The 14888-nt window shown below is 69.0% G+C and carries 14 protein-coding genes and 1 pseudogene; 6 read left to right on the forward strand and 9 right to left on the reverse strand.

The features are described 5' to 3' along the window. Positions 1–64: 64 nt before the first annotated feature. From ACWDZ6_RS08445 to ACWDZ6_RS08455, 3 genes are all read right to left on the reverse strand, one after another. A complete protein-coding gene (locus ACWDZ6_RS08445; protein ID WP_451502351.1) occupies positions 65–523 on the reverse strand; it encodes an ATP-binding protein in 459 nt (152 codons plus the stop codon). Positions 524–682: 159 nt separating this feature from the next. Then, positions 683–2425 carry a pyruvate dehydrogenase gene (locus ACWDZ6_RS08450; RefSeq protein ID WP_451502241.1) on the reverse strand — a complete coding sequence of 581 codons (1743 nt, stop codon included), beginning with the start codon at positions 2423–2425 and terminating at the stop codon, positions 683–685. 80 nt (positions 2426–2505) lie between these two features. Beyond that, positions 2506–4341, reverse strand: a complete 1836-nt coding sequence (locus tag ACWDZ6_RS08455; protein ID WP_451502242.1) for a protein phosphatase 2C domain-containing protein — start codon at positions 4339–4341, stop codon at positions 2506–2508. A gap of 467 nt (positions 4342–4808) precedes the next feature. Between ACWDZ6_RS08455 and ACWDZ6_RS08460 the strand changes: the two genes are divergently transcribed. The 3 genes from ACWDZ6_RS08460 to ACWDZ6_RS08470 all read left to right on the forward strand — a co-directional run bounded on the left by ACWDZ6_RS08460 (position 4809) and on the right by ACWDZ6_RS08470 (position 7092). After that, positions 4809–5801: a helix-turn-helix domain-containing protein gene (locus ACWDZ6_RS08460; protein ID WP_451502243.1), complete on the forward strand. Its 993-nt coding sequence runs from the start codon at positions 4809–4811 to the stop codon at positions 5799–5801. A 23-nt stretch (positions 5802–5824) separates the two neighbouring features. Next, the gene (locus ACWDZ6_RS08465) at positions 5825–6307 is read left to right on the forward strand and encodes a DUF456 domain-containing protein (protein ID WP_366731713.1); all 483 of its coding nucleotides are present in this window, start codon (positions 5825–5827) and stop codon (positions 6305–6307) included. 419 nt (positions 6308–6726) lie between these two features. Then, a complete protein-coding gene (locus tag ACWDZ6_RS08470) occupies positions 6727–7092 on the forward strand; it encodes a PPOX class F420-dependent oxidoreductase (RefSeq protein ID WP_326653438.1) in 366 nt (121 codons plus the stop codon). A gap of 58 nt (positions 7093–7150) precedes the next feature. Here ACWDZ6_RS08470 and rsgA read toward each other — a convergent pair whose 3' ends face one another. From rsgA to ACWDZ6_RS08500, 6 genes are all read right to left on the reverse strand, one after another. Next, positions 7151–8296, reverse strand: coding sequence for a ribosome small subunit-dependent GTPase A (rsgA, locus tag ACWDZ6_RS08475; protein ID WP_451502244.1), 1146 nt, complete (start codon positions 8294–8296; stop codon positions 7151–7153). Positions 8297–9086: 790 nt separating this feature from the next. Beyond that, positions 9087–10337 (reverse strand): formamidase, encoded by a 1251-nt coding sequence (fmdA, locus tag ACWDZ6_RS08480; protein ID WP_451502245.1) that lies wholly within the window; start codon positions 10335–10337, stop codon positions 9087–9089. A gap of 24 nt (positions 10338–10361) precedes the next feature. Beyond that, the gene (locus ACWDZ6_RS08485) at positions 10362–11000 is read right to left on the reverse strand and encodes an AmiS/UreI family transporter (protein WP_451502246.1); all 639 of its coding nucleotides are present in this window, start codon (positions 10998–11000) and stop codon (positions 10362–10364) included. A 33-nt stretch (positions 11001–11033) separates the two neighbouring features. Then, a complete protein-coding gene (locus ACWDZ6_RS08490; protein ID WP_451502247.1) occupies positions 11034–11312 on the reverse strand; it encodes an FmdB family zinc ribbon protein in 279 nt (92 codons plus the stop codon). Positions 11313–11460: 148 nt separating this feature from the next. Further along, on the reverse strand, positions 11461–11829 hold the full coding sequence (crcB, locus tag ACWDZ6_RS08495) for a fluoride efflux transporter CrcB (RefSeq protein ID WP_451502248.1): 369 nt from the start codon (positions 11827–11829) through the stop codon (positions 11461–11463). Continuing rightward, complete coding sequence (locus tag ACWDZ6_RS08500) at positions 11826–12302, reverse strand: fluoride efflux transporter FluC (protein WP_451502249.1); 477 nt, start codon at positions 12300–12302, stop codon at positions 11826–11828. Before ACWDZ6_RS08500 ends, crcB begins: the two co-directional genes overlap by 4 nt. 171 nt (positions 12303–12473) lie before the next feature. Here ACWDZ6_RS08500 and ACWDZ6_RS08505 point away from each other — a divergent pair, with 171 nt between their 5' ends. The 3 genes and pseudogenes from ACWDZ6_RS08505 to ACWDZ6_RS08515 form a co-directional block, all read left to right on the forward strand. Beyond that, the gene (locus ACWDZ6_RS08505; RefSeq protein WP_451502250.1) at positions 12474–13637 is read left to right on the forward strand and encodes an NAD-dependent formate dehydrogenase; all 1164 of its coding nucleotides are present in this window, start codon (positions 12474–12476) and stop codon (positions 13635–13637) included. A gap of 226 nt (positions 13638–13863) precedes the next feature. Then, positions 13864–14286, forward strand: coding sequence for a hypothetical protein (locus ACWDZ6_RS08510; protein ID WP_451502352.1), 423 nt, complete (start codon positions 13864–13866; stop codon positions 14284–14286). 13 nt (positions 14287–14299) lie between these two features. Then, positions 14300–14479: pseudogene (locus tag ACWDZ6_RS08515) on the forward strand (IS5/IS1182 family transposase); the annotation flags it as partial. Positions 14480–14888: the final 409 nt, after the last annotated feature.

Genomic DNA, 14888 nt, shown 5'->3' on the forward strand with positions numbered 1-14888 from the left:
AGAGTGGCGAGCACCGGGCGAGTACAGCATGTGCGTCCACCGTCACAGGGCCGGTCTGCGTCCGTCAGGCCGGCCCTCCGTGCAGCTCGAACCAGACGACCTTGCCCACGCCGTGGGTCCGCACACCCCACGCGTCCGCGAGACTCTGCACCAGCACGAGTCCCCTGCCATTCGTACCGAGTTGACCTGGCGGGACAGGCTGCACAGGCAGTCCGGCCATGAAGTCCCGTACCTCCACACGGAGTGTGGAAGCGGCGACGGTGGCTGTGACCACCGCTCCGTGATCGGTGTGGATCAGCGCATTGGTCACCAGCTCGCCGGCGAGCAGCTCCGCCACATCTGCCGCGTCCGGCTTTCCCCAGTGCCGCAGCAAGTCCCGCAGCGCATGTCGTACTTCCGGAACGGACGCAAGATCCGCACACCCTAATCGGCGGTGCAGCCGGCTCTCCGGTTCTCCTTCCGCCCCAGGTTCCCGGCCGTGCCCGCTCGCGGCAGGCCCGGCCCCTCCCTGACGCCCAGTCATCATCCCCACCCACACGTCGAAGCGACCCTTTCTCCGGTTTCCTCGGAACTACCCGGTTCTGCCGAGCATGTTCACGAGATGCATGCCCCACGCGGGGAATGCCACTCATGACCATTCCTCAACCAAACAGGAGTCACCAAGAGGAAGCCGTCACGGGCATCAGGGCCTCGGCACGTTCCGCAGATTCGAGCGCGCCATCTGGACCATGCGGCCCACGCCACCGTCCAGCACCATCTTGCTGGCGGAGAGCGCGAATCCGGTCACCATCTCGGCGCTGATCTTCGGCGGGATGGAGAGCGCGTTCGGGTCGGTGACCACGTCCACGAGTGCCGGGCCCTTGTGACGGAAAGCGTCCTTGAGCGCGCCCGCGAGTTGCTTCGGCTTCTCCACCCGTACGCCGTAAGCCCCCGCCGCCCGCGCGATCGCCGCGAAGTCGGGGTTGCGGTTGGTGGTTCCGTACGACGGAAGCCCCGACACCAGCATCTCCAGCTCCACCATTCCCAGCGAGGAGTTGTTGAACAGGACGATCTTCACCGGCAGGTCGTACTGGACGAGGGTGAGGAAGTCGCCCATCAGCATGGTGAAACCGCCGTCCCCGGACATCGAGACGACCTGGCGGTTCCGGTCGATGAACTGGGCGCCGATCGCCTGCGGCAGGGCGTTCGCCATCGAGCCATGGCTGAACGAACCGATGATCCTGCGGCGGCCGTTGGGCGAGATGTAGCGAGCCGCCCACACATTGCACATGCCCGTGTCCACGGTGAACACCGCGTCCTCGTCGGCGAGTTCGTCCAGTACGGACGCGACGTACTCGGGATGGATCGGGACGTGCTTCTCCACCTTGCGGGTGTACGCCTTGATCACGCCCTCGAGCGCGTCGGCGTGCTTCTTCAGCATCTTGTCGAGGAATCCGCGGTCCGTCTTGGGGCGCACGCGTGGCGTCAGACAGCGCAGCGTCTCGCGCACGTCGCCCCAGACGGCCAGGTCCAGCTTGGAGCGACGGCCGAGGTGTTCGGGCCTGACATCGACCTGGACGATCTTGACGTCGTCGGGCAGGAAGGCGTTGTACGGGAAGTCCGTGCCGAGCAGGATCAGCAGATCGCACTCGTGGGTGGCCTCGTAGGCGGCGCCGTAGCCGAGCAGGCCGCTCATGCCGACGTCGTACGGGTTGTCGTACTGAATCCACTCCTTGCCGCGCAGCGCGTGTCCGACCGGGGACTTGATGCGCTCCGCGAACTGCATGACCTCGGCATGCGCGCCCGCCGTACCGCTGCCGCAGAAGAGCGTGACCCGCTCCGCCTCGTCGATCATCCGCACCAGCTTGTCGATCTCCGTGTCCCCCGGCCGTACGGTGGGGCGTGAGACGACCAGTGCGTGCTCGATCGACTTCTCCGGGGCTGGGTGCGATGCGATGTCGCCCGGGAGCGAAACGACGCTGACACCGCTCCGGCCGATCGCGTGCTGGATCGCGGTCTGCAGGAGTCGCGGCATCTGCTGCGGGTTGGAGATCATCTCGTTGTAGTGGCTGCACTCGCGGAAGAGCTGGTCGGGATGGGTCTCCTGGAAGTAGCCGAGGCCGATCTCGCTGGAGGGAATGTGCGAGGCGAGGGCCAGTACGGGCGCCATCGAGCGCTGGGCGTCGTACAGACCGTTGATGAGGTGGAGGTTGCCGGGTCCGCAGGAGCCGGCACAGGCGGCGAGCTTTCCGGTGATCTGGGCCTCGGCGCCCGCCGCGAAGGCGGCGACCTCCTCGTGCCTGACCTGGATCCAGTCGATGGCGGAGTTGCGGCGGATGGCGTCGACGACGGGGTTGAGACTGTCGCCCACGACTCCGTACAGCCGCTGGACACCGGCGCGGACGAGGATGTCGACGAACTGCTCCGCCACGTTCTGCTTGGCCATGGGATGCGCACCCCTTCTCGGCTTCGGGCCTGCTCCGGCCTTCATCGGCCTGAAGTTCCATCAACCCATGGCGGACGCGGTTACGCCTCCCAGACTGCGACAGCCGTACGGTCGTCGGCGTATCCCTTCACCCTCAGCTGGGTGTCGGCGAGGAACGTGGCCAGGCCCGGCGGTCCGGCGGGCGCCCAGCGCTCGGCGAGCTCTTCGGCGAAAGCGCCTTCCCCGCGCAGCGGGTCGGCCAGTCCGCTGCTGCACAGCAGCAGGGTGTCCCCGGGGCGGGCCACGGAGGCGCGGAACCTGAACGGTTCGGCGGGCGGCGGTGGCGGGGCCTCGATGTACGGGGACGGTGGCGTCGCTATCCCCAGGTCCATGGTGAGCCGGTCGCCGTCGGGGGACTCGGCGGGCGCGTCTGCGGGCGCCGAGCCGTATCCGACGACGGGAGCTCCTGCCACCGCGGCGGACTCGGGGACATGCGGCTCGATGTCCTGCCAGGCGCCGTCGCGAAGGCGGAAAAGACCGCCGCCGCCGACTCCGAAGAACACGCGCGTACGGCACTCGGGGTCGGCGGAGAGCAGCAGACACCGGAGGTTCGCGGTGTACTCCTCGGGCGCCACGCCGAGCTCGGCGGCGCGGGCGCGCAGTTTGCCGAAGCTGCGGTCGGTGAGCCGGTGCAGACCCGACTTGAGATCGCCCCGGCGTCCGGCCCGGATGTCCTCGGCCAGGCGGGCGTGGCTGCGGCCGACGGCGCCGCCTATCCAGCGGCAGGCCTCGGCGGCGGCGAGATGGGCCCCTTCGGCGACGCGGGCGCCACTGGCCACGGCGACCATGACAAGCGCCGCCTCGCCGCTGCCGAAGCGCGCGGTGAGCAGGGCGTCGCGGCGCGGCTCGCCGCGGTAACGCGCGGAGTCCCCGCGGACGGAGGCGGCACGCAGGGTGTACGTGCCGTAGTGGGCTCCGTCGAGCACGGTGTCGGCGACGAGGTTGTCCAGCTCGTGCGGCTGGGCCGCGGGCAGCGCGGTGGGCTCGGCGTCATAGGTGGGCGGTCCGCCACCGACGTATGCGACGTGGGGGCGCGGCTCCACGAGGCCGGCGTGGGGTGGTGGCGGGGGCGGATCCATGGCGGTCTGCGGCGGTGCGGGCGGCGCGGGGACCTGCGGCGGTGGGGGCGCTGCCTGCGGCGCCGCGGGGGCGGGGACCGGCGCAGGGGCCGGAGCAGGTGCGGGCGCGTCGTCGTCGTGCTTGTCCGGGGCGGCCGCTCGTCCGGGCGGGGCCTCGTGCCGGGGCGGCTCCGCGCCGGCCGGGGGGATGCCGTATGCCGCGTCCGGCCGGGTGGCCGAGTAACCGGGCTCGGCGGCCTCGGCGGGCTCGGCGTCGAAAGGCCCTTCCGGGACCGGCAGTTGCGCGCGCGGGCCCTCTGTCCACGGCGGCCGGGACGGGTCCCGCGGCGCGACGTCGGGCCGCGGCGGCCGGGGGTTGTCGCGCGGTGCGCCATCCAGCCGCGGCGGCCGGGCTTTCCCGCGGGACCCGGCATCCGAACGGGGCGGCTCGGGCGGCGCAGCCGACGGGGGCGTGTGCGGCTGGTCGGGGGCGGCCGGCCGTTCCCACGGCGCGCGTTGCCGTGGCGGCCTCGCAGGACGGCGCGGGATGTCCGGCTCTGCGGAAGCCGCCGCATCCGCCGGGCGCGACTCCCACCAGGCGCGCGGCCGCCACCTGCCGCGATCGCCCGGATCGCGAGGGTCGTCCGGCTGCGACGGCCCGGGGCTGCTCTCCGCGGCCACCGCATCCGCCGCGGAGTCGAACCGGTCGTCCAGCGTGTCGCGCGTCGGCGCCGCGGGACCGGTGTCCGGGGCGGATTCGTCGTACAGCCGGTCCCACCATTCGTCCTCGGTGGCGGGCCTCTCCCCCTGCTGGCTCATGCCCTTATTGTCCACCGCACGGGCGGCGCGAAAACGGTGCATCCCGAAAAAAGAAATATGCGTCAAGTGGTCCGCCGGGCGCCCCAACCCCCCACGGGAAGGACGCCCGGCGGACCGTTCGTGGCCGGAGCACCGCGGGTGCGCCGGGCCACGGGCCGCGTGACGGAATTGCGGTTGGCCTCCGTCAGTTCGGCCTTCAGGGTGGCCGGCTGCCGGCAGCACCCGTGTGAGGGACGCTCACGCTCGCCGCCCCCCGTGAACGCGATACCGGGCGCATCGCCCCTCCCGTCCGTATCCGGCGCACATAGCCGGAAGTGCACTGTTTTCCGGGGGCTCTTGGTGCTGCGGTGACGCCACATTGGCAGAGGGGCGGGCGGTGCGGGGATGATGCACGCGGCGGGAATACGCCTTGGCCGGTTTCCGCCAGTGCGGCCGAAGAAGTGCACGTCCGGGGAGGGTGGGGTCAGATGCTGCAGGCGATAGGTCTCGACGAGAGGCAGGAATCGGCGTACCGCGCGCTCGTCGCACTCGGGGCGGCGGAAGTCCCCGATCTCGCGCACCGGCTGGCGCTCCCGGAGACGGATACGGAGCGCGCGCTACGACGGCTGGAGCAGCAGGGTCTCGCCGCGCGGTCCTCGGCCCGCACCGGACGCTGGGTGGCGGCTCCGCCCGGTGTCGCGCTGGGCGCACTGCTGACCCAGCAGCGCCAGGAGCTGGAGCAGGCGGAGCTCGCCGCGGCGCTGCTGGCGGAGGAGTTCAGGGCGGAGGCCACCGCTCCGGCCGTGCACGATCTGGTCGAGGTGGTGACGGGCGCGAGCGCCGTCGCGCACCGCTTCGTACAACTGCAGCTCGGCGCGAGCCAAGAGGTCTGCGCCCTGGTCACCGGAAATCCGGTCGTGGTCACCGGGACGGACAACGAGGCGGAGGAGAAGGCGGCGACGCGCGGCGTGCGGTACCGGGTGGTGGTCGAGCGCGAGGTGTTCTCGCGACCCGACGGGATCAACGAGCTGAGCGCGGCGCTGAGCCGTGACGAACAGGTGCGGGTGGTGGACCGGGTGCCGACCAAGCTGCTCGTCGCCGATCGCACGCTCGCGATGGTGTCGCTGACCGGGCGCGGGGCCGATCCCGCGGCACTCGTGGTGCATGCGAGCGGGCTGCTGGAGTCACTGGCGGGTCTGTTCGAGGCGGTGTGGCGGGAGGCGCTGCCGCTGCGGCTCGGCGCGGGCGGCCAGGTGGGCGAGGAGGAGGCGACGGGGCCCGATGCCACGGATCTGGAGATCCTGTCGCTGCTGCTCGCCGGGATGACGGACGCGAGTGTGGCCAAGCAGCTGGATCTTGGGCTGCGGACCGTTCAGCGCCGGGTGAAGGGGCTGATGGAGCTGACCGGTGTGACGACGCGGCTGCAGCTCGGCTGGCATGCGTACGCCAAGGGCTGGGTGGCCCGCGACCTGCGGGAATGATCAGCTTCCTGCACCCTTGGCAGATGGGCGCATGGCAGCTCCTGATGGTCGGCCTGGTGATGCTGCTGGGCCTGCTCGGGGTGCTTGTGCCCGGTGTTCCGGGGCCGTGGCTGATCTGGGCCGCGATGCTGTGGTGGTCGTTGCACGAGCAGTCCGGACTGGCCTGGGTGCTGCTGGTGGGCTCGACCGTCGTACTGCTGGTCACCCAGGTGGTGGTGTGGCTGCTGCCACCGCGCCGGCTGCGCGGGGTGGGGGTCACCCGGCGGATGGCGATGTTCGCGGGCGCTGGGGCGCTGGTCGGCTTCTTTCTGGTGCCGGTGGTGGGCGGGATTCTGGGATTCATCGGGGGGATCTACGGCTCCGAGCGGCAACGGCTCGGCGGGCACGGCCCGGCGATGGCCTCGACCCGGGCGGTGATGCGGGCGGTGGGGACGAGCGTGCTGGTGGAGCTGTTCGCCTGTCTGCTGGTGGCCGGGGCGTGGCTGGGCGCGGTCCTCTCGGGCTGAGCGAGGCCCCGTTGGCCTCCGCCCAGCGCCGCCCAGCGCCTTTCGGCGGACGAGGCCCTCCGGCTGACCGGCGAGGCGGGCGCGCCGTGCGTCGTACGCCACGGCATCGCGGACCCGATCGAGGTCCGCGACGGGCGGGGCCGGCGGCCGCGGTGGGAGGAGGGGCGACGGTGCGATCCGGATCCGGCTGGGAAAGGGCGAGTCGGGGCTGATCACGGCGCGTGGGGACCACCCGGACCTGCGGATCCGGCCGGTCGCTCCGAACGCGCCGGCCCCGGCGTGGGGCTCCCGGCCTGAGCGGTCCGGGACCCGTGCCCTGAGCGGTCCCCCGGCCGGTCCCCGACCGGCCAGAAGTCCTAGGACTCGCCCAGGACCAGCAGCCGATGCGGACAACGAGGTGCGCGTGTGAGGCTGCATCCATGACCGAATTCAGCGACGCCGAGCGCGCGTACCTCAAGTCCCAGCGCCTGGGAAGGCTGGCGACCGTCGACCCGAAGGGTCAGCCACAGGCGAACCCGGTCGGGTTCTTCCCGCAGGAGGACGGGACGATCCTGGTCGGCGGCTACGCCCTGGGCACGACGAAGAAGTGGCGCAACCTCCGGGAGAACCCGAAGGTGGCGCTGGTGGTCGACGACATCGTGAGCCTCCAGCCGTGGAAGGTACGCGGGGTGGACATCCGGGGCGAGGCCGAACTGCTCACGGGCCCGCACGAGTTGGGCCCGCACTTCAGCGAGGAACTGATCCGGATCCACCCGCGGAAGATCCACAGCTGGGGCCTGGACTGAGGGGTGTTGCCCCGGGCCCGGTGACCGCGAGGTCACCGGGCCCGGGCGCCCTGTGCGCTCAGCGCACCCGGCCGCGCTTCACCTGCATCGCCGCGCGACCCTCGGCGCCCTTCTGCTTCCAGTCGCGCAGGATCTCCGCCCGCAGCCGCGCGTCCGTCTTCGCGACGATGCGCCGGTTCTCCCGCAGCAACTTGCGGTAGCTCTCCAGCCGCCGCTCCGGCAGCGAACCGTCCTCGATCGCGACGAGCACCGCACAGCCCGGCTCCGACTCATGAGCGCAGTCGTGGAAGCGGCACTCCTGAGCGAGGTCCTCGATCTCCGAGAAGACCTGGCCCACGCCGGTCTCCGCGTCCCAGAGCCCTACGCCGCGCAGCCCGGGCGTGTCGATCAGCACACCCCCGCCGGGGAGCACGAGGAGGTTGCGGGTCGTGGTGGTGTGCCGGCCCTTGCCGTCGACGTCACGGGTCGCCCGCACATCCATCACGTCCTCGCCGAGCAGCGCGTTGGCGAGCGTCGACTTGCCCGCGCCGGACGCGCCGAGCAGCACACTCGTCCCGCCGGAGAGGATCGCGGAGAGCACATCGACGCCCTCGCCGGACGCCGAACTGACGGCCAGCACCTGCACTCCGGGCGCGGTCGTCTCCACGTCCTGGACGAGATACGAAAGACCCGTCACATCAGGCACCAAATCGGCCTTGGTGAGCACGACGAGGGGCTGCGCGCCGCTCTCCCAGGAGAGTGCCGACTTGTGCAGCAGCGCATCACCGCTGGAGCTGGACATCGCGAGTGCGAGGAACCGCTCGATGCGGCCGAGATCGAGTTCGACCGCGAGCGAGACACAGATGACGACGTGATCGATGTTGGTGGCCAGGACCTGGCCCTCGGAGCGCTTGGACGACGTCGACCGCACAAAGGCGGTGCGCCGCGGCAGCAGCGTCCGCACATACCGCGGATCGCTGCCTTCAGGGTCGACAGCGACCCAGTCTCCCGTACATACGACCTTCATCGGGTCGCGGGGAACGACGAACTCGGTATCAGCACGGACAAGGCCTGCCGGAGTGACGACATCACACTGACCGCGGTCGACACGTACGACACGGCCGAGCAGCAGACCCCGCTCCGCGTACGGGGCGAACTCAGTCTCCCAGCCCTCATCCCAGCCGTACGGAGTGAGGGGATGCGAGGAAGACGAGGACGAACCCATGAGAGAAAAGGAAGACAAGGGGTGACCCTTCACAAGGGGGCCCCGGCTCCGCGCTCACTGGCGCGGGAGAAGAGAGAGGTCAGCCGGAGGCCACGGAGGTGGACTGAATGAACTTCCGGATGCGGGCAGCGCCCATCTCAACGACAGCCATCGGTCACACCTCCCCAACCAAGCCAAGTCACCGGCGGCAACACGTGGTCGCCGCTCGAACAGGACCGACTCTAGGGGTACACGGGCCCGTCACGCCATCGAATTACGGCGCACCTGACAGCGGCGCGCACGAGGCTCCAGAACTGTGACGGGACGGGCCGGCAGCCGGGCCCGAAGCATGGGCGAGCCGACGGGCATCGCCAGGGGACAGCCGGCTCGCGTGGCCCTTCCGCGTCGTCGGCCGGCAGGGCGGCTCCGATGGGGGACAGGGCGCCGCGGGCGAGTACATCGACGGCGACCCAGTCGCCGGTGCACACGACCTTCATCGGAGCGCGCGGGACAACGAATTGTATGGGTGTCAGCCGGAGACCACAGGGGTGGAAACGATGATGAACTCCTGAATGCGGGCAGCGCCCGTCACCGTGACAGTCATCAATGTCCTCACCTCCTGCTTCCTCAACGAGCCAACGCTGTTCCCTCGGGAACGGAACACGAGTGTTCTGCGCGAGGTCCTGGGCCTGCGGGCTTCAACTGCGCAGACAAGGTCCTGGCCGCGGCCCGCCCTCACGGATCTGGCAAACGGCGATGATGTGCAGGGCTGAGTCGCAGCCGGGACCGCGGGGCCGCAGCTGGGGTCCGGTCAGGCGGTGGCCAACGCGCACTGGCCTCGGTCGGCCTTCATCGGTCCGGCGGCGCTGGGACGGACCTCGAAGTCGAACATGGCGGTGGGTACGTACAACGAGCAGCAGGCGTTGGGGATGTCGACGATGCCGCTGATACGTCCCTCTATGGGGGAGGAGCCGAGCAGCAGGTAGGCCTGCTCTCCGCTGTAGCCGAACTTCTTGAAGTACTCGACGGCGTTGAGGCAGGCCCGGCGGTAGGCCAGCGTCGCGTCGAGGTAGTAGTTCGTGTCCGTGTCGTGGTCGACGGAGATCCCGATGAAGGTGAGGAACTCCGCGTACCTCGGCTCGACGTTGCCCGGAATGAATACGGGGTTGGTGGAGATGCCGTACGTCTCCATGCCGCCCTTGATCAGGTCGACGTGGAAGTCGATGAAGCCGCCCATCTCGATGGCGCCGCAGAAGGTGATCTCTCCGTCGCCCTGGCTGAAGTGCAGGTCGCCTCCGGAGAGCTTGGCGTCCTTGACGTGTACGGGGTAGAAGACCCGCGAACCGCGCGTGAAGTTCTTGATGTCGTGGTTGCCTCCGTTCTCGCGCGCCGGCACCGTGCGTGCGCCTTCCGCGGCGATGCGCGTGGCGAGGTCTCCGGTGGCCGTGCCCGCGAGTGCGTTGGTGCTGTCCGGCGGTACGGCGAGTGGCGGGACCCGGTTCGGGTCGGTGTCGATCAGCGCCTGCTCGCGGGTGTTCCAGCGTGCGAGCATCTCGGTGGACGGGGCGGTTCCGAACAGCCCGGGGTGGGTGATCCCGGTGAAGCTGATCCCGGGAAGGTGGCGGGAGACCGCCTGCTGTCCGTGGAAATCCCATATCGCCTTGTAGGCGTCCGGGAAATAGTCGGTCAGGAAGCCGCCGCCGTTGGCCTTGGCGAAGATACCGGTGTAGCCCCAGCCCTGGCCCGCCGCGTCCCCGGTCTGCTGCGGCACGGGGCCGAGGTCGAGTATGTCGACGACGAGCAGGTCGCCGGGTTCGGCGCCCTCCACGCCTACCGGACCGCTGAGCATGTGAGGGATGGTCAGGTCAATGTCGCGTACGTCGTTGGCGGTGTCGTTGTTGCCGACCTGGCAGTCGGTCCAGTCACGGCATTCCATGCGGAACTCCGCTCCCGGCTTCACCATGGCGACGGTGGGGACGTCCGGGTGCCACCTGTTGTGTCCGGGAACGTCCTGGTCACGCATCGACTTACTGTGGTCCACATTGAAGATGATTTCTGGCATGACAGCTCCTGGTTTCTGATCCCGTCACGTTTGTGCGCCTACGCTTCCGGCCGCCGGGGCGGCTGGAGCGGGTTGCCGCGAATTCCGGGTGAGCGGCCACAGCGCCCCGAACACCACCACGCCGAACACCGCCAGCGCGATGGCGGTTTCATTGGGGCTCACCCAGTAGCCGGAGAGCAGCAGCGCCGCGGGAATCGCGCCGGTGACCCAGCCCTGGATCGCCGTGACCCAGCCTGTATAGATTCTGAGGCTGTCCATCTTGAGACCGAGCAACAGGAAGAACAGGAACCACAGGAACGCCCAGTAGAGCCAGATGACCCCGAACGGGTAGTCCCTGAAGATCCGGAAGTTGACGAACGAGTACCCCAGGGCCGCAACCGCAACGAACAGCGAGTAGTAGCCGACGCCGGTACTGTCGAGACCGGCGAGGAGGCCCACGCCTACATACAGGTAGGTGAAGCCGAACAGATAGATGCCGGATGCCGCCAGGATCCCTCTGGGTTCGCCGGCGGCGACGAAGATGAGATAAGTCGGCGTCAGCACCTGCAGTGTGCCCACGAACAGGTTGAACACCGCTGCCGCCTTGGCGTCGACCTTCCCGAGCAACAGCATTCCGTTGATGAAGAGCACTGCACCGACAAACAGCAGTCCCACGTTTCCCACGGGGACGCACCTCCTAAGTCCGCGTGGACGCCCTCAGGGACGCGGCAGCCGCGAGAGCGCGGGGTGCGGGTGCCGTGGCACCCTTGTGCGTGACGGCACTTCGGAGACTACTGCCGGGGCCTCACGGGCCTGCTCCTCCTGGTCATGAAGGGCGGCGACCGCGTGCGAGGTCAGCGTAAAGCCGGGCGAGGAGTACACACGTCTCGCAGCGCCTGCGCAAACAGGGCAACCGTAAGCCTTGGGCGCCGTCCCGATCGCCAACTTCACGTCGAAGGGCCCACATCGGCTGCATAGATATTCATAGGTTGCCATCAGCAGCCTCCGGATGCCGGTGGACGCTGGCCAACCCGAGTGCGTGCGGTGCGCCCCGATCAGCACACGCCGCAGCGCTTTTCCTACCTTCAAGGAGACGTCTCGCAAATCCAGGTGTCAAGTACCGGACGGCCGGGCCTGGACCTTCTCAGAACGACCCGATCGCGAGCGCCGCCGCTGCTGCCGCAAGACCCACCGCGAGACTCGAACCGGCGTACAGCAGGGACTTGCCTACCTGCCCTTTCTCGCACAGGTGGACCAACTCGTAACTGAATGTGGAGAACGTCGTATAGGCGCCGCAGAAACCGACGCCGGCAATGGTCACGACCTGCTCCGGCAATGCGTGCCGTGCGCCGAGGCCCACCAGAAGCCCCAGCACGAACGATCCGCTCACGTTGATCAGCCAGGTGCCGCGTGGGAACACGCCCGGGCTCCGGAACTGCACGTACTGGCCGAGGACGTAACGCGCGACTGCCCCGACCGCGGCCGCCGCACCGACGGCGAGCAGGATGATCACCGTACCCACCAGCCGTATCGGCGGGCGCGCCCGCGCCGTGCGTCGAGCCGTATGCGCCGGGCCGACGTCAGCCGGCCGATGGCCAGGCCCAGAACGGTGGCGGCCGCCCCGGCGAAGAGGCTCCCGAAGATGTTCAACGCCGCGGCTGCGTACTGGCCGTGACCCAGCAGGCGATCGGTGTCGACCATCCAGGTCGAGAAGGTGGTGAAGGCGCCGAGGAAGCCGACGGCGGCGAACGGCCGCACGTACCGGGTCGGCGGCCAGATCTCGAACACATGCACGAGCAGCAGTGCCAGCACGAACGATCCGGACACGTTGACGGCAAACGTCGTCCACGGGAACGTCGCCCCCGGCGTGGGGAAGGCCAGCCCCAGTGCGTAACGGGCCGTCCCGCCCAGCAGGCCGCCGAGCGCGACCGCCGCCAGGACGCCGCCGCGCAGATGCGCGCGGAACGGCTCGCGAACTCCCGTCACAGACCTCATCGAAATAGCCGCATCCCTATCCACCGGAACACCTCCCCATTATCCCTGGGGATTGCAGCGCCGACGCACACTCGACTAAAATTCAAGATCATCGGTGTTCGACCGGTTTACCGGTGCCCTACCCGTTCACCGGAGCAGTGGCCCCACCGATGGAGGACGGCCATGGCAAAAATCCTTGCGGTGCTCTATCCGGATCCCGTGGGCGGTTATCCTCCCGACTACGCCCGCGACGAGATTCCCACCATCACCGGCTATCCGGGCGGTCAAACCGCGCCGACCCCGCAGGCCATCGATTTCGCCCCGGGGCACCTCCTCGGCTGCGTCTCCGGAGAACTGGGACTGCGCCGGTTCCTGGAGGACCGGGGTCACACCTTCGTCGTCACGAGCGACAAGGAAGGAGCGGACTCCACCCTGGATCGCGAGCTTCCCGACACCGACGTGGTCATCTCGCAGCCATTCTGGCCCGCCTATCTGACCCCCGAGCGCATCGCCGCGGCTCCCCGGCTCAGACTCGCGATCACCGCGGGGATCGGGTCGGACCACGTCGATCTGCCGAGCGCCATCTCCCATGGCATGACCGTGGCCGAGGTGACTTTCAGCAACAGCATCAGTGTGTCGGAGCACGCCGTGATGCAGATCCTCACCCTGGTGCACAACTACATGCCGGCTCACGAGTGGGTGACCACCAAGAAGGGCTGGAACATCGCCGACAGCGTCTCGCGCGCCTACGACCTCGAAGGCATGGACGTCGGCGTCCTCGGCTCCGGCCGTATCGGCCAGGCGGTACTACGCCGCCTCAAGCCGTTCGACGTCACGCTGCACTACTGCGACGTGCACCGGCTGTCCAAGGAGGTCGAGGAGGAGCTGGAGCTGACCTGGCATCCCGACGCCCATTCGCTGGCCTCCTCCGTCGATGTGCTGTCGATCCACACTCCGCTGCATCCACAGACGAAGAACCTCTTCGACGACGAGCTGATCGGGGCCATGAAGCGCGGTTCGTACATCGTCAACACCGCACGTGCGCTCATCGTCAACCGGGACGCCGTGGTGCGGGCCCTCAACAGCGGCCAACTGGCCGGTTACGCCGGTGACGTCTGGTACCCGCAGCCGCCACCGCCCGACCATCCCTGGCGCACCATGCCGTACGAGGCGATGACGCCGCACGTGTCCGGGTCGACCCTCTCGGCGCAGGCACGCTACGCGGCCGGTACGCGGGAGATCCTGGAGTGCTGGCTCGACGGGCACCCCATTCGCCCGGAGTACCTGATCGTCGAAGGCGGTGGGCTCGCCGGGACGGGAGCGAGCTCCTACACGGTCGCCGGATGACCGACACGGGGGAAGTGACATCCGGAAGACAAGAAATCAGCTGAAGATTCAATAGAAGATCCACCACCCCGGCTGTGAGCCGATTCACGCACAATTTACTGGACGGGCACAGGCGAGGCCTTTAGCGTCCTTAAATAGATTGTTTCCCATTGTGCGTAGATACCGGCGCCGCGCGTAATCTCGCGTAAGAAAACCAGGCGTACGCCGGGAAGGTGGATCAGTGAGCATGGACGCCGTGTGGGTCCGGGGCGTGACCGGCATTCAGCTGCATCACGTGACCGACCTTCAGGATGCCGGCAGGTTTTTGGGCAACGCAGCGATGGCACTTCGGGCTGCGCACGTGCGGACCGGCGCCGACCGATTCTCCGGCATCGCCGCCGAGCTCAAGGCTCTGGTGGAGCGAGTGCGGGAACTGGAGGACGAAGCGCGGTCGAGCATGCACGAACTGCACTCCACAGACCCGGAGCGGTTTGTCCGCTGTCGGGATGGCCACGAGCCGTGGCCCGGCGAGATCCCGGCAGGATTCATCCCGCGTCACACCTGCAAGGACGAGTGCCTCTACCACGATCGCGAAGTCCTCGAGGCCATCATGCAGTGCACCTGCGGACGGCCGCCGTGCCGGGCCTGTGAGATCGGCGGGAGGCTCTGACGAGCCCCGGGCCTCCCGTGGCCGAGCCGGATCGAAACACCACCTGATCACGTACGGTCATGGCACCCCGCTCGCGGTGATCAGGACTGACTGCAACCGCAACGACGTCACCCGACTCGCCTGCCGACGGTCGATGCCGTCCCCGCCGTAGACAACGGTCAGCAGGGGCGGCCACGCCGCAAGCCCGGCTCACACATCTCCGAGCACGGTTTCGGCCGGTACCGAGCAGTCCGGCCGCGACGACGCGCCCGCGTCAGCTCACCCGGACCCCACCGCTGTGCGCGTCGCGGCACTCTCCCGCGCAAGCGCGAGGAACCGCCCGCTCGGCAGCGACGATGCTCGGTCAGGCCCGAACGTGTGCCTGCCAACTGTCGAAGCCGGGAGATCGTTGCCATCCGATCAACCTTCTTGCTCCCAGCGCAGAGGCGGCAGGCGGCGGGCGAGCATGCGCTCATCAACGGTCAGCGGTACGTCGGAGTGGTGGCTCGGTCGGGGCCCTCCCCGCGGCCACGTACAGCATTCCTAAGGCCACCAGCCCATTCCAGACCGGCTGCAGCAGGCGATCGACCCATCCCGAGCGGACGCTGCGGCTGCCAGTCATC

It is taken from the genome of Streptomyces sp. NPDC002926 (assembly GCF_053591755.1).

Coding starts and splice junctions, on each gene's coding strand:
- ACWDZ6_RS08445 (WP_451502351.1), bottom strand. CDS start 523: ATGACTGGGCGTCAGGGAGGGGCCGGGCCTGCCGCGAGCGGGCACGGC.
- ACWDZ6_RS08450 (WP_451502241.1), bottom strand. CDS start 2,425: ATGGCCAAGCAGAACGTGGCGGAGCAGTTCGTCGACATCCTCGTCCGC.
- ACWDZ6_RS08455 (WP_451502242.1), bottom strand. CDS start 4,341: ATGAGCCAGCAGGGGGAGAGGCCCGCCACCGAGGACGAATGGTGGGAC.
- ACWDZ6_RS08460 (WP_451502243.1), top strand. CDS start 4,809: ATGCTGCAGGCGATAGGTCTCGACGAGAGGCAGGAATCGGCGTACCGC.
- ACWDZ6_RS08465 (WP_366731713.1), top strand. CDS start 5,825: ATGGGCGCATGGCAGCTCCTGATGGTCGGCCTGGTGATGCTGCTGGGC.
- ACWDZ6_RS08470 (WP_326653438.1), top strand. CDS start 6,727: ATGACCGAATTCAGCGACGCCGAGCGCGCGTACCTCAAGTCCCAGCGC.
- rsgA (WP_451502244.1), bottom strand. CDS start 8,296: ATGGGTTCGTCCTCGTCTTCCTCGCATCCCCTCACTCCGTACGGCTGG.
- fmdA (WP_451502245.1), bottom strand. CDS start 10,337: ATGCCAGAAATCATCTTCAATGTGGACCACAGTAAGTCGATGCGTGAC.
- ACWDZ6_RS08490 (WP_451502247.1), bottom strand. CDS start 11,312: ATGGCAACCTATGAATATCTATGCAGCCGATGTGGGCCCTTCGACGTG.
- ACWDZ6_RS08505 (WP_451502250.1), top strand. CDS start 12,474: ATGGCAAAAATCCTTGCGGTGCTCTATCCGGATCCCGTGGGCGGTTAT.
- ACWDZ6_RS08510 (WP_451502352.1), top strand. CDS start 13,864: ATGGACGCCGTGTGGGTCCGGGGCGTGACCGGCATTCAGCTGCATCAC.